The sequence below is a fragment of the Streptomyces sp. WAC05292 genome (assembly GCF_003949955.1).
Lineage (GTDB): Bacteria > Actinomycetota > Actinomycetes > Streptomycetales > Streptomycetaceae > Streptomyces > Streptomyces globosus.
The window spans coordinates 22946-36328 of sequence record NZ_RPSE01000008.1 but is presented as its reverse complement, the minus strand read 5'-3'; the positions used below and the strand labels follow the sequence as shown (position 1 = coordinate 36328).

The 13383-nt window shown below is 67.8% G+C and carries 22 protein-coding genes; all 22 read left to right on the top strand.

The annotated features are described in order from the left end of the window. Positions 1-81 precede the first annotated feature (81 nt). The 22 genes from EF903_RS01985 (at position 82) to rplO (ending at position 13257) form a co-directional block, all read left to right on the top strand. Positions 82-3060, top strand: coding sequence for an N-acetylmuramoyl-L-alanine amidase (locus EF903_RS01985; protein ID WP_185902493.1), 2979 nt, complete (start codon positions 82-84; stop codon positions 3058-3060). A gap of 539 nt (positions 3061-3599) precedes the next feature. Next, on the top strand, positions 3600-3908 hold the full coding sequence (gene rpsJ / locus EF903_RS01980; protein ID WP_003948644.1) for a 30S ribosomal protein S10: 309 nt from the start codon (positions 3600-3602) through the stop codon (positions 3906-3908). Positions 3909-3922: 14 nt separating this feature from the next. Beyond that, positions 3923-4567, top strand: a complete 645-nt coding sequence (rplC, locus tag EF903_RS01975) for a 50S ribosomal protein L3 (protein WP_114053734.1) — start codon at positions 3923-3925, stop codon at positions 4565-4567. A gap of 4 nt (positions 4568-4571) precedes the next feature. Continuing rightward, on the top strand, positions 4572-5222 hold the full coding sequence (rplD, locus tag EF903_RS01970) for a 50S ribosomal protein L4 (protein ID WP_125540845.1): 651 nt from the start codon (positions 4572-4574) through the stop codon (positions 5220-5222). Then, complete coding sequence (rplW, locus tag EF903_RS01965) at positions 5222-5545, top strand: 50S ribosomal protein L23 (RefSeq protein WP_114053736.1); 324 nt, start codon at positions 5222-5224, stop codon at positions 5543-5545. Before rplD ends, rplW begins: the two co-directional genes overlap by 1 nt. A 40-nt stretch (positions 5546-5585) precedes the next feature. Further along, the gene (rplB, locus tag EF903_RS01960) at positions 5586-6422 is read left to right on the top strand and encodes a 50S ribosomal protein L2 (protein ID WP_114053737.1); all 837 of its coding nucleotides are present in this window, start codon (positions 5586-5588) and stop codon (positions 6420-6422) included. A 12-nt stretch (positions 6423-6434) separates the two neighbouring features. Further along, positions 6435-6716: a 30S ribosomal protein S19 gene (gene rpsS, locus EF903_RS01955; RefSeq protein WP_114053738.1), complete on the top strand. Its 282-nt coding sequence runs from the start codon at positions 6435-6437 to the stop codon at positions 6714-6716. Positions 6717-6759: 43 nt separating this feature from the next. Continuing rightward, positions 6760-7107, top strand: a complete 348-nt coding sequence (rplV, locus tag EF903_RS01950) for a 50S ribosomal protein L22 (protein ID WP_030201575.1) — start codon at positions 6760-6762, stop codon at positions 7105-7107. Beyond that, positions 7107-7946, top strand: coding sequence for a 30S ribosomal protein S3 (gene rpsC, locus EF903_RS01945; protein WP_125540844.1), 840 nt, complete (start codon positions 7107-7109; stop codon positions 7944-7946). The genes rplV and rpsC overlap by 1 nt, the downstream gene beginning before the upstream one ends. Positions 7947-7951: 5 nt before the next feature. Next, positions 7952-8371, top strand: coding sequence for a 50S ribosomal protein L16 (gene rplP, locus EF903_RS01940; protein WP_125540843.1), 420 nt, complete (start codon positions 7952-7954; stop codon positions 8369-8371). Next, complete coding sequence (gene rpmC / locus EF903_RS01935) at positions 8371-8595, top strand: 50S ribosomal protein L29 (protein WP_125540842.1); 225 nt, start codon at positions 8371-8373, stop codon at positions 8593-8595. Before rplP ends, rpmC begins: the two co-directional genes overlap by 1 nt. Continuing rightward, positions 8595-8876 (top strand): 30S ribosomal protein S17, encoded by a 282-nt coding sequence (gene rpsQ, locus EF903_RS01930; RefSeq protein WP_079429300.1) that lies wholly within the window; start codon positions 8595-8597, stop codon positions 8874-8876. The genes rpmC and rpsQ overlap by 1 nt, the downstream gene beginning before the upstream one ends. 103 nt (positions 8877-8979) lie before the next feature. Continuing rightward, positions 8980-9348, top strand: coding sequence for a 50S ribosomal protein L14 (gene rplN, locus EF903_RS01925; RefSeq protein ID WP_003956455.1), 369 nt, complete (start codon positions 8980-8982; stop codon positions 9346-9348). Between the two features lie 2 nt (positions 9349-9350). Beyond that, a complete protein-coding gene (gene rplX, locus EF903_RS01920; RefSeq protein ID WP_114053742.1) occupies positions 9351-9662 on the top strand; it encodes a 50S ribosomal protein L24 in 312 nt (103 codons plus the stop codon). Further along, positions 9662-10213 (top strand): 50S ribosomal protein L5, encoded by a 552-nt coding sequence (gene rplE / locus EF903_RS01915; protein ID WP_114053743.1) that lies wholly within the window; start codon positions 9662-9664, stop codon positions 10211-10213. Before rplX ends, rplE begins: the two co-directional genes overlap by 1 nt. A 5-nt stretch (positions 10214-10218) precedes the next feature. Continuing rightward, complete coding sequence (locus EF903_RS01910; protein ID WP_003956452.1) at positions 10219-10404, top strand: type Z 30S ribosomal protein S14; 186 nt, start codon at positions 10219-10221, stop codon at positions 10402-10404. 218 nt (positions 10405-10622) lie between these two features. Beyond that, positions 10623-11021: a 30S ribosomal protein S8 gene (gene rpsH / locus EF903_RS01900; RefSeq protein ID WP_042812335.1), complete on the top strand. Its 399-nt coding sequence runs from the start codon at positions 10623-10625 to the stop codon at positions 11019-11021. 20 nt (positions 11022-11041) lie between these two features. After that, positions 11042-11581 carry a 50S ribosomal protein L6 gene (gene rplF, locus EF903_RS01895; RefSeq protein ID WP_114053744.1) on the top strand — a complete coding sequence of 180 codons (540 nt, stop codon included), beginning with the start codon at positions 11042-11044 and terminating at the stop codon, positions 11579-11581. A 4-nt stretch (positions 11582-11585) separates the two neighbouring features. Continuing rightward, complete coding sequence (gene rplR, locus EF903_RS01890) at positions 11586-11969, top strand: 50S ribosomal protein L18 (protein WP_114053745.1); 384 nt, start codon at positions 11586-11588, stop codon at positions 11967-11969. Positions 11970-12014: 45 nt separating this feature from the next. Continuing rightward, complete coding sequence (gene rpsE / locus EF903_RS01885; RefSeq protein ID WP_114053746.1) at positions 12015-12617, top strand: 30S ribosomal protein S5; 603 nt, start codon at positions 12015-12017, stop codon at positions 12615-12617. After that, positions 12617-12799, top strand: a complete 183-nt coding sequence (gene rpmD / locus EF903_RS01880; protein WP_005313525.1) for a 50S ribosomal protein L30 — start codon at positions 12617-12619, stop codon at positions 12797-12799. Before rpsE ends, rpmD begins: the two co-directional genes overlap by 1 nt. 2 nt (positions 12800-12801) lie before the next feature. Continuing rightward, positions 12802-13257 (top strand): 50S ribosomal protein L15, encoded by a 456-nt coding sequence (gene rplO, locus EF903_RS01875; protein ID WP_114053747.1) that lies wholly within the window; start codon positions 12802-12804, stop codon positions 13255-13257. Positions 13258-13383 lie beyond the last annotated feature (126 nt).

The window sequence follows — 13383 nt, the reverse complement described above, 5'->3', positions numbered from 1 at the left end:
TGTCGGAGCCGGCCAGTAGCATCCGCCGCAACAGTCATGTCTTCGTCAAGCGGCGCGCGCCCAAGGGGTGGGAAGAACAACGTGAAACTCAATCGTGTACGGGGGACGGCTCTGGCTGCCGTGCTCGGTACCGCAGCGGTCCTGGGCGTCCAGGCCACGGCGGGAGCCGAACCGGGGGCCGACGCAGGCACGGGAAGACCGACGGCCTACAGCAGCAAGGCGAAGGCCAGGGGGCCGGTCGCGAGCGAGGTGCACAAGCTTGCGCTCAAGGCCAAGGGCGCCGGCGAGGCGGTACTCGCCCGGCAGGACACCGAGCCGTTCGGCCTCCTCGGCGTCTCCTGGACGGACCCGGCCGCCAAGGTCGAGGGGACCATCGAGGCCCGCGCCCGCGACGCCCGTACGGGGAAGTGGTCGCGGTGGATCGGGCTGGAGCCCGTCAAGCCCGGCATGGACGGGCCGCGCCCCGGCGCGAAGGGCGCGACCGAGCCCGTGTGGGTCGGCGCATCCGACGGCGCCGAGGTCCGGGTCAAGGGCGGAACCATACCCGCCGGCATGGAGCTCACCCTGGTCGACCCGGGCGGCAAGGCCGACGCCGCCCGGCGCAGCGGCACCCTGAACGCGGACCCGGCGGCCTTCTCCGCGACCACCGCGGAACCGGGGCCGCCGTCCACCGCCCCCAAGCCGACCGTCGTGTCGCGGTTGGAGTGGGGCGCCGACGAGTCCCTCAACAACGAGGGCCCGATCTACCTCCCCGAGGGCAGGGTCAAGGCGGTCTTCGTCCACCACACCGCCGACGCCCAGCCGTACGACTGCTCGCAGTCGGCCGCGATCGTCCAGGGGATCCACGTCTACCACGTGAAGACCAACGGCTGGCGCGACCTCGGCTACAACTTCCTCGTCGACAAGTGCGGCACGATCTTCGAGGGCCGGCAGGGCGGCATCGACCGGCCCGTCCTCGGCGCGCACACCTACGGCTGGAACGCCGAGTCGGCGGGCATCGCCGTCCTCGGCGACCACACCTCCACCGACACCACCCCGGCCGCGCAGGCGGCGATCGCCCGCATCGCCGCGTACAAGCACGGCCAGTACGACGGCGACATGAACGGCACCGCGACGCTGACCGCAGGCGCCACGCAGGTCAACTTCTCCGGCAAGTCCTTCACCGCCGGGCAGGCCTACCCGTTCAAGGCGGTCTCCGGACACCGGGACGGCTTCAACACGCAGTGCCCGGGGGACCGGCTCTACGGGCAGCTCGACGCGGTCCGCGCCGCCGGCCCCGCCGCGCAGCTGAAGGCGACCACCCTGAACGGCAAGCCCGTCCAGCCGGGCACCGTCCACCAGACCGGCGGCCCGCTCGCCCTGGAGTGGAGCACCAGCACGCCCAGCGACCGGTTGGCGAAGTTCGAGCTGCTGGTCGACGGCGCCCCGGTCGCGACGGTGCCGGGCACCGCGCGCTCCGCCGGCGCGATGCTGCCCTCCGGCAGCCACCAGGTCGAGGTCCGGGCCACCGCGCTGAACGGCGCCGTGTCCACCTCGCTGCCGGTCAGCGTCCTCGCAGAGGTCAGCCCGGCCACGTTCGTGCCGGTCGCCCCCAAGCGGCTGATGGACACCCGCGAGGGCCTCGGCGTCCCGAAGGCCCAGGTGGGGCCGGGCGGCACGGTCACCCTGCCCGTCGCCGGCGTCCAGGGCGTCCCGGCCACGGGCGTCACGTCCGTCGTGCTGAACGTGACCGCGACCAACCCGACCGAGGCGAGCTTCGTGTCGGTGTACCCGAACGGCATGACGCGCACGAGCGCGTCGAACCTGAACTTCACCGTCGGCCGGACCATCCCCAACCTGGTGGTCGTGCCGGTGGTCGACGGGAAGGTGAACTTCTACAACAACCAGGGCCGCGTCGACCTGATCGCGGACATCACGGGCTACTTCGCGGCGGGCTCAGCGGGTTCCTCGCACTTCAACATCGGGCCGAAGCGGCTGATGGACACCCGCGAGGGCCTCGGGGTGCCGAAGGCGCCGGTCGCCGGCGGCGGCACGGTCACCCTCCCGGTGGCGGGCGTCCAGGGCGTTCCGGCGACGGGCGTGACCGCGGTGGTGCTGAACGTGACGGCGACCAACCCGACGGACGCGAGCTTCGTGTCGGTGTACCCGAGCGGCACGGCCCGCACGAGCGCGTCGAACCTGAACTTCACCGCCGGGCAGACCATCCCGAACCTGGTGGTCGTGCCGGTCGTGGACGGGAAGGTGAACTTCTACAACAACTCCGGCCGCGTCGACCTGATCGCGGACATCACCGGCTACTTCGCGGCGGGCTCAGCGGGCTCGTCGCACTTCAACATCGGGCCGAAGCGGCTGATGGACACCCGTGAGGGCCTCGGCGTCCCGAAGGCCCAGGTGGGGGCCGGCGGCACGGTCACCCTCCCGGTGGCGGGCGTCCAGGGCGTTCCGGCGACGGGCGTGACCGCGGTGGTGCTGAACGTGACGGCGACCAACCCGACGGACGCGAGCTTCGTGTCGGTGTACCCGAGCGGCACGGCCCGCACGAGCGCGTCGAACCTGAACTTCACCGCCGGGCAGACCATCCCGAACCTGGTGGTCGTGCCGGTCGTGGACGGGAAGGTGAACTTCTACAACAACTCCGGCCGCGTCGACCTGATCGCGGACATCACCGGCTACTTCGCGGCGGGCTCAGCGGGCTCGTCGCACTTCAACATCGGGCCGAAGCGGCTGATGGACACCCGTGAGGGCCTCGGCGTCCCGAAGGCCCAGGTGGGGGCCGGCGGCACGGTCACCCTCCCGGTGGCGGGCGTCCAGGGCGTTCCGGCGACGGGCGTGACCGCGGTGGTGCTGAACGTGACGGCGACCAACCCGACGGACGCGAGCTTCGTGTCGGTGTACCCGAGCGGCACGGCCCGCACGAGCGCCTCGAACCTGAACTTCACCGCCGGGCAGACCATCCCGAACCTTGTGGTCGTGCCGGTCGTGGACGGCAAGGTGAACTTCTACAACAACTCCGGCCGCGTCGACCTGATCGCGGACATCACCGGCTACTTCGCCCAGTGACCTGAGGAAACGATTCCGCGCGGAAACGATGCGGCGGGGGCCTCCCGGACACGGTCCGGGAGGCCCCCGCCGCCGTACGCGCCCCTCCGGGCCGGGCGCGCTCGCCGCGTGGCGCTGTTTGACCACTCACCGTGGCGGGGTATTCTCTTCCGCCCGATTGGCCAGGTGTGCGCCTCGTATGGCAGACTACTCAAGTTGCTCGGCTGAGTGTCGATGCTGCGCGCCTCCCGCCGGGAGGACCGGAAGCGAGTCCCACGGTACTCGTCGCCTTTATCTGCCCCCCGGGGCAGCAATGGGGCGGAAGTACGGGAATCTTCCGGGAAGCGTCAGCACGGTGCCGGCCAGGCGCTCGGAGGGTGTTCCTCCCCCGAATCGCGGTCCTGGGACCGCACCCCCTTGGACAGGGAATTTCCGTATGGGAATTTTCTGAGAGGGAGTGCGACACGCCCGACCGCGTGGGTCGGAGGGGAGCGGTGGAGGAATCCACAGCCGGCCGAGGGCCAGAGCGTTTCCACAAGAGACAGGACTACGGAGTAGCCATGGCGGGACAGAAGATCCGCATCCGGCTCAAGGCCTACGACCACGAGGTCATCGACTCCTCGGCGAAGAAGATCGTCGAGACGGTGACCCGCACTGGTGCGTCGGTCGCGGGCCCGGTGCCGCTGCCCACTGAGAAGAACGTGTACTGCGTCATCAAGTCGCCGCACAAGTACAAGGACTCGCGCGAGCACTTCGAGATGCGCACGCACAAGCGCCTGATCGACATCCTCGACCCGACGCCCAAGACCGTTGACTCGCTGATGCGCCTGGACCTTCCGGCCGGCGTCGACATCGAGATCAAGCTCTGAGAGGCGTCGAGAAGATGGCAAAGCAGATCAAGGGCGTCCTGGGCGAGAAGCTCGGCATGACCCAGGTCTGGGACGAGAACAACCGTGTCGTCCCGGTCACCGTCGTCAAGGCCGGCCCCTGCGTCGTCACCCAGGTCCGTACCAACGACACCGACGGCTACGAGTCGGTCCAGATCGCCTTCGGCGAGATCGACCCGCGCAAGGTGAACAAGCCCCTCAAGGGCCACTTCGCCAAGGCCGACGTCACCCCCCGCCGCCACCTGGTGGAGCTCCGCACCTCCGACGCCGCCGAGTACACGCTCGGCCAGGAGATCACCGCGGCCGTGTTCGAGTCCGGCGTCAAGGTTGACGTCACGGGCAACAGCAAGGGCAAGGGCTTCGCCGGTGTCATGAAGCGGCACAACTTCCGGGGCCTCGGCGCCGGTCACGGTGTGCAGCGCAAGCACCGCTCCCCCGGTTCGATCGGTGGCTGCGCCACCCCTGGGCGCGTCTTCAAGGGCGTGCGCATGGCTGGTCGTATGGGCAACGAGCGCGTCACCACCCAGAACCTGACCATCCACGCGGTGGACGCGGAGAAGGGTCTGCTCCTCATCAAGGGCGCGGTCCCCGGTCCGAACGGCGGCCTCGTCCTGGTCCGTACCGCGGCCAAGGGGGCTTGAGGTAATGAGCACCATTGACATCCTTTCGCCGGCAGGCGACAAGGCCGGTACCGTCGAGCTCCCCGCGGAGATCTTCGACGCGAAGACCAGCGTTCCGCTGATCCACCAGGTCGTCGTCGCGCAGCTGGCCGCGGCCCGTCAGGGCACGCACAAGACCAAGACCCGCGGTGAAGTCCGTGGTGGCGGCAAGAAGCCGTACCGCCAGAAGGGCACCGGCCGCGCCCGTCAGGGTTCGACCCGCGCTCCGCAGTTCGCCGGCGGTGGCGTCGTCCACGGCCCCGTGCCGCGTGACTACTCGCAGCGGACCCCGAAGAAGATGAAGGCCGCCGCCCTCCGCGGTGCCCTCTCGGACCGTGCGCGCCACTCCCGCATCCACGTCGTCACCGGCGTGGTCGAGGGTGCCGTCTCCACCAAGGCCGCCAAGACGCTGTTCGGCAAGATCACGGAGCGCAAGAACCTGCTCCTGGTCGTCGAGCGTGCCGACGAGGCCGCGTGGCTGTCCGCCCGCAACCTGCCCCAGGTGCACATCCTGGAGCCGGGCCAGCTGAACACGTACGACGTGATCGTCTCCGACGACGTGGTCTTCACCCAGGCCGCGCTGGAGTCCTTCGTGTCTGGCCCCAAGGCCGATGAGACCGAAGGGAGCGACGCCTGATGTCCGAGGCGACCGTTACCAGCAAGACCTTCACCGACCCGCGCGACCTGCTGATCAAGCCGGTTGTCTCGGAGAAGAGCTACGCGCTGCTGGACGAGAACAAGTACACGTTCATCGTCGCGCCCGGCGCCAACAAGACCCAGATCAAGCAGGCCGTCGAGGCGGTCTTCTCGGTCAAGGTCACCGGGGTCAACACGATCAACCGCCAGGGCAAGCGCAAGCGCACCCGCACCGGTTTCGGCAAGCGTGCCAACACCAAGCGCGCCATCGTGACCCTCGCTGAGGGCGACCGTATCGACATCTTCGGCGGCCAGGCCTCCTAACGGAGTCCTGAGTCGTCCGGAATCGGACGAGGACTGAGAAATGGGTATCCGCAAGTACAAGCCGACGACCCCGGGCCGTCGTGGCTCCAGCGTCGCCGACTTTGTCGAGATCACGCGGTCCACGCCGGAGAAGTCGCTGGTCCGCCCCCTGCACAGCAAGGGCGGCCGTAACAACACCGGTCGTGTGACCGTTCGCCACCAGGGCGGTGGCCACAAGCGCGCCTACCGCGTGATCGACTTCCGTCGTCACGACAAGGACGGCGTGCCGGCCAAGGTCGCGCACATCGAGTACGACCCCAACCGCACCGCGCGCATCGCGCTGCTGCACTACGCCGACGGCGAGAAGCGCTACATCATCGCGCCGCGCGGCCTGCAGCAGGGCGACCGGATCGAGAACGGCCCGACGGCCGACATCAAGCCCGGCAACAACCTGGCGCTGCGCAACATCCCGGTCGGTACGACCATCCACGCCATCGAGCTGCGTCCCGGCGGCGGTGCGAAGTTCGCCCGCTCCGCGGGTGCCTCCGTGCAGCTGCTTGCGAAGGAGGGCACCATGGCCCACCTCCGCATGCCGTCCGGTGAGATCCGTCTCGTCGACGCCCGCTGCCGCGCCACGGTCGGCGAGGTCGGCAACGCCGAGCAGTCGAACATCAACTGGGGCAAGGCCGGCCGCATGCGCTGGAAGGGCGTCCGCCCGACCGTCCGCGGTGTCGCGATGAACCCGGTTGACCACCCGCACGGTGGTGGTGAGGGCAAGACCTCCGGTGGTCGCCACCCGGTCTCCCCGTGGGGTCAGAAGGAGGGTCGTACGCGTTCGCCGAAGAAGGCTTCGAACAAGTACATCGTCCGCCGCCGCAAGACGAACAAGAAGCGCTAGGAGCGGGTTTAGATGCCGCGCAGTCTCAAGAAGGGACCCTTCGTTGACGGCCACCTCCTGAAGAAGGTGGACGCTCAGAACGAAGCCGGTACCAAGAACGTCATCAAGACCTGGTCCCGTCGCTCGATGATCATCCCCAGCATGCTGGGTCACACGATCGCGGTGCACAACGGCAAGACGCACGTCCCGGTGTTCGTCACCGAGTCCATGGTCGGCCACAAGCTCGGCGAGTTCTCGCCGACTCGCACCTTCCGCGGCCACGTCAAGGAAGACCGGAAGTCGAAGCGCCGCTAGAAGCGGGGTGGGAACGACTATGACTTACACCGAAGGGACAACCATGGAAGCCAGGGCCCAGGCGCGGTACATCCGCGTCACGCCCATGAAGGCCCGCCGCGTGGTGGACCTCATCCGTGGCATGGATGCCACGGAGGCTCAGGCGGTCCTGCGTTTCGCCCCGCAGGCCGCGAGCGTGCCGGTCGGCAAGGTGCTGGACAGCGCCATTGCCAACGCCGCGCACAACTACAACCACACGGACGCCTCCTCGCTGTTCATCAGCGAGGCGTTCGTTGACGAAGGCCCGACCCTGAAGCGGTTCCGTCCGCGCGCCCAGGGCCGTGCCTACCGGATCCGCAAGCGGACCAGCCACATCACCGTGGTCGTCAGCAGCAAGGAAGGAACCCGGTAATGGGCCAGAAGGTAAACCCGCACGGGTTCCGGCTCGGCATCACCACCGACTTCAAGTCGCGCTGGTACGCCGACAAGCTGTACAAGGACTACGTCAAGGAAGACGTCGCCATCCGTCGGATGATGACGTCCGGCATGGAGCGCGCCGGCATCTCCAAGGTCGAGATCGAGCGCACCCGTGACCGCGTGCGTGTGGACATCCACACCGCTCGTCCGGGCATCGTCATCGGCCGCCGCGGCGCCGAGGCCGACCGCATCCGCGGCGACCTCGAGAAGCTCACCGGCAAGCAGGTCCAGCTGAACATCCTCGAGGTCAAGAACCCCGAGCTCGACGCCCAGCTGGTTGCCCAGGCCGTTGCCGAGCAGCTGTCCTCCCGCGTCTCCTTCCGCCGTGCCATGCGCAAGAGCATGCAGGGCACCATGAAGGCCGGCGCCAAGGGCATCAAGATCCAGTGTGGCGGCCGTCTCGGCGGCGCCGAGATGTCCCGGTCCGAGTTCTACCGCGAGGGCCGTGTGCCGCTGCACACGCTGCGCGCGAACGTGGACTACGGCTTCTTCGAGGCCAAGACCACCTTCGGCCGTATCGGCGTGAAGGTGTGGATCTACAAGGGCGACGTCAAGAACATCGCCGAGGTTCGCGCCGAGAACGCTGCGGCCCGCGCGGGTAACCGCCCGGCCCGCGGTGCCGGCGCTGGCGACCGTCCCGCCGGCCGTGGTGGCCGCGGTGGCGAGCGCGGCGGCCGTGGTGGCCGCAAGCCGCAGCAGGCTGCCGCTGTCGAGGCCCCCAAGGCCGAGGCCGCTGCCGCCGCTCCGGCCGAGAGCACCGGAACGGAGGCCTGACCGACATGCTGATCCCTCGTAGGGTCAAGCACCGCAAGCAGCACCACCCCAAGCGCGGAGGCGTCTCGAAGGGTGGCACTGAGGTCGCATTCGGCGAGTACGGCATCCAGGCGCTGACCCCGGCGTACGTGACCAACCGCCAGATCGAGGCCGCGCGTATCGCGATGACCCGCCACATCAAGCGTGGCGGCAAGGTCTGGATCAACATCTACCCGGACCGTCCGCTCACGAAGAAGCCGGCCGAGACCCGCATGGGTTCCGGTAAGGGTTCCCCGGAGTGGTGGATCGCGAACGTGCACCCGGGCCGGGTCATGTTCGAGCTGTCCTACCCGAACGAGAAGATTGCGCGTGAGGCTCTGACTCGTGCGGCCCACAAGCTGCCGATGAAGTGCCGGATCGTCAAGCGCGAGGCAGGTGAGTCGTGATGGCGGCCGGTACCAAGGCGTCGGAACTGCGCGAGCTGGGCAACGAGGAGCTCGTCGCCAAGCTGCGTGAGGCCAAGGAAGAGCTGTTCAAGCTCCGTTTCCAGGCGGCCACTGGCCAGCTGGAGAACAACGGCCGGCTCAAGGCCGTCCGCAAGGACATCGCCCGGATCTACACCCTGATGCACGAGCGCGAGCTCGGCATCGAGACGGTGGAGAACGCCTGATGAGCGAGAAGAACGTGACTGAGAAGACCGAGCGCGGCTTCCGCAAGACCCGTGAGGGCCTGGTCGTCAGCGACAAGATGGACAAGACCGTCGTCGTCGCCGTTGAGGACCGCGTCAAGCACGCGCTGTACGGCAAGGTCATCCGCCGTACGAACAAGCTCAAGGCCCACGACGAGCAGAACGCTGCAGGCGTCGGCGACCGCGTCCTCATCATGGAGACGCGTCCGCTGTCGGCGAGCAAGCGCTGGCGCATCGTCGAGATCCTCGAGAAGGCCAAGTAATCACCTGAGGGGACTTCCCTCAGGTTCGTTCCGCCAGGCTCGGTGGGGGCCCGCCTCGCAGTGAGGCCCCCGCCGGGAACCGGCAGACAATCAGGAGATAGACGTGATCCAGCAGGAGTCGCGACTGCGTGTCGCCGACAACACTGGTGCCAAGGAGATCCTTTGCATCCGTGTTCTCGGTGGCTCCGGTCGCCGCTACGCGGGCATCGGTGACGTCATCGTCGCCACCGTCAAGGACGCGATCCCCGGTGGCAACGTGAAGAAGGGTGACGTCGTCAAGGCGGTCATCGTTCGCACCGTCAAGGAGCGCCGCCGCCAGGACGGCTCGTACATCCGCTTCGACGAGAACGCCGCCGTCATTCTGAAGAACGACGGCGACCCTCGCGGCACCCGTATCTTCGGCCCCGTCGGCCGTGAGCTGCGCGAGAAGAAGTTCATGAAGATCATCTCGCTCGCGCCGGAGGTGCTGTAAGCATGAAGATCAAGAAGGGCGACCTGGTCCAGGTCATCACCGGTAAGGACAAGGGCAAGCAGGGCAAGGTCGTCGCGGCCTTCCCCGCCGAGAACCGCGTCCTCGTCGAGGGTGTCAACCGGGTCAAGAAGCACACCAAGGCTGGGCAGAACCAGGCCGGCGGCATCGTGATCACCGAGGCCCCCGTCCACGTGTCCAACGTCCAGCTGGTCGTGGAGAAGGACGGCAAGAAGGTCGTCACCCGCGTCGGTTACCGCTTCGACGACGAGGGCAACAAGATCCGCGTTGCCAAGCGCACGGGTGAGGACATCTGATGGCTACCACTCCGCGTCTGAAGACGAAGTACCGCGAGGAGATCGCGGGCAAGCTGCGTGAAGAGTTCCAGTACGAGAACGTCATGCAGATCCCCGGCCTCGTCAAGATCGTCGTGAACATGGGTGTCGGCGACGCCGCCCGTGACTCGAAGCTGATCGACGGCGCCATCCGCGACCTCACCACGATCACCGGTCAGAAGCCGGCCGTCACCAAGGCCCGCAAGTCCATCGCGCAGTTCAAGCTGCGCGAGGGTCAGCCGATCGGTGCCCACGTCACCCTCCGTGGCGACCGCATGTGGGAGTTCCTGGACCGCACCCTGTCGCTCGCGCTGCCGCGCATCCGCGACTTCCGCGGCCTGTCCCCGAAGCAGTTCGACGGCCGTGGCAACTACACCTTCGGTCTCACGGAGCAGGTCATGTTCCACGAGATCGACCAGGACAAGATCGACCGCGTCCGGGGTATGGACATCACCGTGGTGACCACGGCGACCAACGACGCTGAGGGCCGCGCGCTCCTCCGTCACCTCGGCTTCCCGTTCAAGGAGGCGTAAGCGAGATGGCGAAGAAGGCTCTCATCGCGAAGGCTGCCCGCAAGCCCAAGTTCGGTGTGCGTGCGTACACGCGCTGCCAGCGCTGCGGCCGTCCCCACTCCGTGTACCGCAAGTTCGGCCTGTGCCGCGTGTGCCTTCGTGAGATGGCTCACCGTGGCGAGCTGCCGGGCGTGACCAAGAGCTCCTGGTAATCCCTTCACCCCTTGGGTGTTGAGGGTTCCGGAAGCTCTCGGTAAGCATCTGGGCCGGCGGAGTGCCCAGCCCCATGGCGTAGGCTAGTGGGGTTGGGCGTCCGCCGCCCGTCGACTTACTACGCCGTAGGTCCCCGCGCCGCACCCGTCCCGCCCCTGTGTGGGGAGAGGGATGGCGCATACAGGAAACCCCGGCGAGAGAGGCCGAAGGCCGATTCATGACCATGACTGACCCGATCGCAGACATGCTCACTCGTCTGCGCAACGCTAACTCGGCGTACCACGACTCCGTCGTGATGCCGCACAGCAAGATCAAGTCGCACATCGCGGAAATCCTCAAGCAGGAGGGTTTCATCACCGGCTGGAAGGTCGAGGACGCCGAGGTCGGCAAGAACCTCGTCCTCGAGCTGAAGTTCGGTCCGAACCGCGAGCGCTCGATCGCCGGCATCAAGCGAATCTCGAAGCCGGGTCTGCGTGTCTACGCGAAGTCCACCAACCTGCCGAAGGTCCTCGGCGGCCTGGGCGTGGCGATCATCTCCACGTCCCACGGTCTCCTGACCGGCCAGCAGGCGCAGAAGAAGGGCGTGGGTGGGGAAGTCCTCGCCTACGTCTGGTAGTCGGGAACGGAGGAAAAGCTATGTCTCGTATCGGCAAGCTCCCCATCCCGGTTCCCGCCGGCGTGGACGTCACCATCGATGGCCGCACGGTTGCGGTGAAGGGCCCCAAGGGTCTCCTCTCCCACACCGTTGCCGCCCCCATCGAGATCGTTAAGGGCGAGGACGGCGTTCTGAACGTCACCCGTCCGAACGACGAGCGTCAGAACAAGGCCCTCCACGGCCTGTCCCGCACGCTGGTGGCCAACATGATCACCGGTGTGACCCAGGGATACACCAAGGCGCTCGAGATCAGCGGTGTCGGTTACCGCGTGGCCGCGAAGGGCTCCGCCCTGGAGTTCCAGCTCGGCTACAGCCACCCGATCCTGGTGGAGGCCCCCGAGGGCATCTCCTTCAAGGTCGAGTCGCCGACCAAGTTCTCGGTCGAGGGCATCGACAAGCAGAAGGTCGGCGAGGTCGCCGCCAACATCCGCAAGCTGCGGAAGCCCGACCCGTACAAGGCCAAGGGCGTCAAGTACGCGGGCGAGGTCATCCGCCGCAAGGTCGGAAAGGCTGGTAAGTAAAGCCATGGCATACGGTGTGAAGATCGCCAAGGGCGACGCTTACAAGCGCGCTGCGAAGGCGCGCCGCCACATCCGCATCCGCAAGAGCATCTCGGGTACGGCGGAGCGTCCGCGCCTCGTCGTGACCCGCTCGAACCGCGGTATCACCGCCCAGGTCATCGACGACCTCAAGGGTCACACCCTTGCGTCGGCGTCGCACCTGGACGCGTCGGTCCGCGGCGGCGAGGGTGACAAGTCCGCGCAGGCCAAGCAGGTCGGCCTCCTGGTCGCCGAGCGCGCCAAGGCCGCCGGTGTCGAGGCCGTCGTGTTCGACCGCGGTGGCAACAGGTACGCCGGGCGCATTGCCGCTCTGGCTGACGCCGCCCGCGAAGCCGGGCTGAAGTTCTAAGCCCCGGTTCCGGGACTCACGGACGTAACAGAGAGAGGTAATCCAATGGCTGGACCCCAGCGCCGCGGCAGCGGTGCCGGTGGCGGCGAGCGGCGGGACCGGAAGGGTCGCGACGGTGGCGCTGCCGCCGAGAAGACCGCTTACGTTGAGCGCGTTGTCGCGATCAACCGTGTCGCCAAGGTTGTGAAGGGTGGTCGTCGCTTCAGCTTCACCGCGCTGGTCGTGGTGGGCGACGGTGACGGCACCGTGGGTGTCGGTTACGGCAAGGCCAAGGAAGTTCCCGCGGCCATCGCCAAGGGTGTCGAGGAGGCGAAGAAGAACTTCTTCCGCGTCCCCCGCATCCAGGGCACCATCCCGCACCCGGTTCAGGGCGAGAAGGCCGCGGGCGTCGTCCTGCTGAAGCCTGCTTCCCCCGGTACCGGTGTTATCGCCGGTGGCCCGGTGCGCGCCGTTCTGGAGTGCGCCGGCGTTCACGACATCCTGTCGAAGTCGCTCGGCTCCGACAACGCGATCAACATCGTGCACGCGACCGTGGCGGCCCTCAAGGGCCTGCAGCGTCCCGAGGAGATCGCGGCCCGCCGCGGTCTGCCCCTCGAGGACGTCGCCCCCGCGGCTCTGCTCCGTGCGCGTGCTGGGGCGGGTGTCTGATGGCCCGCCTCAAGATCACGCAGACGAAGTCGTACATCGGCAGCAAGCAGAACCACCGCGACACCCTGCGTTCGCTCGGGCTCAAGCGCCTGAACGACGTGGTCGTCAAGGAGGACCGCCCCGAGTTCCGCGGCATGGTGCACACCGTCCGCCACCTCGTGACGGTTGAGGAGGTTGACTGATCATGGCTGAAAGCAGCCCGCTCAAGGCCCACAACCTCCGTCCCGCCCCCGGCGCCAAGACCGCCAAGACCCGTGTGGGTCGTGGTGAGGCGTCGAAGGGTAAGACGGCAGGTCGTGGTACCAAGGGTACGAAGGCCCGCTACCAGGTTCCGCAGCGCTTCGAGGGTGGGCAGATGCCCCTCCACATGCGCCTGCCGAAGCTGAAGGGCTTCAAGAACCCGTTCCGCACCGAGTTCCAGGTCGTGAACCTGGACAAGCTGGCCGCGCTCTACCCGCAGGGTGGCGAGGTCACGGTGGCCGACCTGGTCGCCAAGGGTGCGGTTCGCAAGAACCAGCTCGTCAAGGTCCTGGGCCAGGGCGAGATCTCCGTGGCGCTGACGGTCTCGGTTGACGCCGTTTCCGCCTCCGCCAAGGAGAAGATCGCCGCCGCCGGCGGCACCGTCACCGAGCTCGTCTGATCCAGACGACCACGTGACACAGAGCTAGAAACCCGACCGGGGATGCCTCACATATGGGGCATCCCCGGTTGGTCGTTCCACGGGGGGCGCAGTCGCCGGTAAGGTGGCCTGCACCTTTGCTTGTAC

What these genes read in the sequence shown, in the direction of transcription:
- rplC (WP_114053734.1), top strand. Translation starts at nt 3,923, where the DNA reads ATGGCAAAGCAGATCAAGGGCGTCCTGGGCGAGAAGCTCGGCATGACC.
- rpsH (WP_042812335.1), top strand. Translation starts at nt 10,623, where the DNA reads ATGACCATGACTGACCCGATCGCAGACATGCTCACTCGTCTGCGCAAC.
- rpsJ (WP_003948644.1), top strand. Translation starts at nt 3,600, where the DNA reads ATGGCGGGACAGAAGATCCGCATCCGGCTCAAGGCCTACGACCACGAG.
- rplV (WP_030201575.1), top strand. Translation starts at nt 6,760, where the DNA reads ATGGAAGCCAGGGCCCAGGCGCGGTACATCCGCGTCACGCCCATGAAG.
- rplF (WP_114053744.1), top strand. Translation starts at nt 11,042, where the DNA reads ATGTCTCGTATCGGCAAGCTCCCCATCCCGGTTCCCGCCGGCGTGGAC.
- rpsQ (WP_079429300.1), top strand. Translation starts at nt 8,595, where the DNA reads ATGAGCGAGAAGAACGTGACTGAGAAGACCGAGCGCGGCTTCCGCAAG.
- rplD (WP_125540845.1), top strand. Translation starts at nt 4,572, where the DNA reads ATGAGCACCATTGACATCCTTTCGCCGGCAGGCGACAAGGCCGGTACC.
- rplB (WP_114053737.1), top strand. Translation starts at nt 5,586, where the DNA reads ATGGGTATCCGCAAGTACAAGCCGACGACCCCGGGCCGTCGTGGCTCC.
- rplO (WP_114053747.1), top strand. Translation starts at nt 12,802, where the DNA reads ATGGCTGAAAGCAGCCCGCTCAAGGCCCACAACCTCCGTCCCGCCCCC.
- EF903_RS01910 (WP_003956452.1), top strand. Translation starts at nt 10,219, where the DNA reads ATGGCGAAGAAGGCTCTCATCGCGAAGGCTGCCCGCAAGCCCAAGTTC.
- rplR (WP_114053745.1), top strand. Translation starts at nt 11,586, where the DNA reads ATGGCATACGGTGTGAAGATCGCCAAGGGCGACGCTTACAAGCGCGCT.
- rpsE (WP_114053746.1), top strand. Translation starts at nt 12,015, where the DNA reads ATGGCTGGACCCCAGCGCCGCGGCAGCGGTGCCGGTGGCGGCGAGCGG.
- rpsC (WP_125540844.1), top strand. Translation starts at nt 7,107, where the DNA reads ATGGGCCAGAAGGTAAACCCGCACGGGTTCCGGCTCGGCATCACCACC.
- rpmD (WP_005313525.1), top strand. Translation starts at nt 12,617, where the DNA reads ATGGCCCGCCTCAAGATCACGCAGACGAAGTCGTACATCGGCAGCAAG.
- rpmC (WP_125540842.1), top strand. Translation starts at nt 8,371, where the DNA reads ATGGCGGCCGGTACCAAGGCGTCGGAACTGCGCGAGCTGGGCAACGAG.
- rpsS (WP_114053738.1), top strand. Translation starts at nt 6,435, where the DNA reads ATGCCGCGCAGTCTCAAGAAGGGACCCTTCGTTGACGGCCACCTCCTG.
- rplP (WP_125540843.1), top strand. Translation starts at nt 7,952, where the DNA reads ATGCTGATCCCTCGTAGGGTCAAGCACCGCAAGCAGCACCACCCCAAG.
- rplW (WP_114053736.1), top strand. Translation starts at nt 5,222, where the DNA reads ATGTCCGAGGCGACCGTTACCAGCAAGACCTTCACCGACCCGCGCGAC.
- rplX (WP_114053742.1), top strand. Translation starts at nt 9,351, where the DNA reads ATGAAGATCAAGAAGGGCGACCTGGTCCAGGTCATCACCGGTAAGGAC.
- rplE (WP_114053743.1), top strand. Translation starts at nt 9,662, where the DNA reads ATGGCTACCACTCCGCGTCTGAAGACGAAGTACCGCGAGGAGATCGCG.